The 1,883-nt window shown below is 64.5% G+C and carries 2 protein-coding genes; one reads left to right on the plus strand and one right to left on the minus strand.

The window, feature by feature from the left end; all coding sequences use genetic code 11:
- The coding region (locus EOD07_RS32905) for a DNA gyrase subunit A (RefSeq protein ID WP_281059111.1) at positions 1–826 on the minus strand (826 nt) is incomplete at its 3' end.
- Positions 827–999: 173 nt separating this feature from the next.
- Here EOD07_RS32905 and EOD07_RS32910 point away from each other — a divergent pair.
- The coding region (locus tag EOD07_RS32910; RefSeq protein ID WP_164772774.1) for a SulP family inorganic anion transporter at positions 1,000–1,883 on the plus strand (884 nt) is incomplete at its 3' end.

Raw genomic sequence — 1,883 nt, forward strand, 5'->3', positions numbered from 1 at the left:
CCTGATAGGGGATCTCGGTGACGACGATGGATTCGCGGTCGTTGCCGCGCCTTTCGATCTCGACGCGGCCGCGCATGACGATCGAACCACGGCCGGTGGAATAGGCGCTGTAGATGCCGGAGCGCCCTAGCACGATACCGCCGGTCGGGAAATCCGGGCCGGGCACGATCTCCATCAGCGCCGGCAGGTCGATGGCCGGATTGTCGATGATCGCCATCGCTCCGTTGCACACTTCGGCGAGGTTGTGCGGCGGGATGTTGGTGGCCATGCCGACGGCGATGCCACCCGAACCATTGACCAGAAGGTTGGGGAAGCGCGCCGGCAATACCTTCGGTTCTTGTTCGGCGCCGTCGTAATTGTCCTGAAAATCGACCGTTTCCTTGTCGATATCCTCCAGAAGCTCGTGCGCCACCTTGGTCAGCCGCGACTCGGTGTAGCGCATGGCCGCGGGCGGGTCGGCGTCGATCGAGCCGAAATTGCCCTGCCCGTCGATCAGCGGCACGCGCAGGGACCAGTCCTGCGCCATGCGCACTAGGGCGTCATAGATCGAGGCGTCGCCGTGCGGATGGTATTTACCCATCACATCGCCGACGATGCGCGACGATTTCACATGCTTGCGGTTCCAGTGGTAACCGCCTTCCTGCATGGCGTAGAGAATGCGGCGGTGCACGGGCTTCAGGCCGTCGCGCACGTCGGGCAGCGCGCGACTGACGATCACGCTCATGGCGTAATCGAGATAGGAGCGCTGCATCTCCTCGATGATCGAAATCGGCTCGATGCCGGTGGGGCCGCCATCCGGCCCGCGCGGTGTCTTCTGGTCGGTCAAATCAGGTCACAATCCAGTCGGGAATCACTGCCTGCTTATATAGGAAGCCTCGCCGAAACTCCAACGTCGGCCAGACTTTTCCAGAGACAATTTCGATGGTAATTTCAAATGGATACCGCTGATTGCGACGATATGGCCACGGTCGTTTTCGCCGCCATGCGGCAAGGTCGGTCATGGATCGGGCAAAAACCGCAAGTGCTGTGAACCTGGCCCTGTGGCCACCCTTGCGGGCCTTGAGTGGCTGGAGAGTCAAGGACCTCAACGGCGATCTGGCGGCAGGCGTTACGCTGGCCGCGATCGCCATTCCCGAGCAGATGGCGACGGCGCGCCTTGGCGGTTTCGCGCCGGAGATCGGCTTCTTCACCTTCGTCGCCGGCTCCGTCGCCTTCGCGCTGCTCGGCGCCAACCGCCAGCTGTCGGCGGGGGCGGATTCGACGATCACGCCCTTGTTCGTCGGCGGGCTGGCGCTGATCGCCACCTCCGGCTCGCCGCATTATCTGGCGCTGGCGGCCATGCTGGCGCTGATGGTGGGGCTGCTGGTGGCGCTCAGCGGCATTTTCCGCCTCGGCTGGATTGCCGATCTCCTGTCCGTGCCAGTCACGACCGGCTTCCTCGCCGGCATTTCGGTTCACATCATGGTCTCGCAGCTGCCTGGATTGCTCGGCCTGCCGTCGCAAAGCGGCGAAACCCTGCGGCGCGTCGGCGAGATCGCCGCTAACATCCATCTCACCAACCTCTGGAGCCTGGCGCTCGGTCTAGGCGTCTTCGCGATTATCCTTGTCGCCGAGCGCGTCAGCGCGCGCATACCCGCGGCGCTGATCGGCATGGTGCTGGCAACGCTTGCCGTCACCACGCTGGGCCTTAAGAATCGCGGCGTCGAGGTGCTCGGCGCCTTGCCGAACGGGTTTCCGACGCCCGGATTGCCGCTGGTCAGCTTCGAGGACGCGCGGGCTCTCGTCCCGCTCGCGCTGCTGATCGCCATCGTCGTCATGGTGCAGACCGCGGCCACCAGCCGTTCCTTCGCGCCGCAAAACGGCGACGCGCCCGACGTCAACCC

It is taken from the genome of Mesorhizobium sp. M2C.T.Ca.TU.002.02.1.1 (assembly GCF_003997225.1).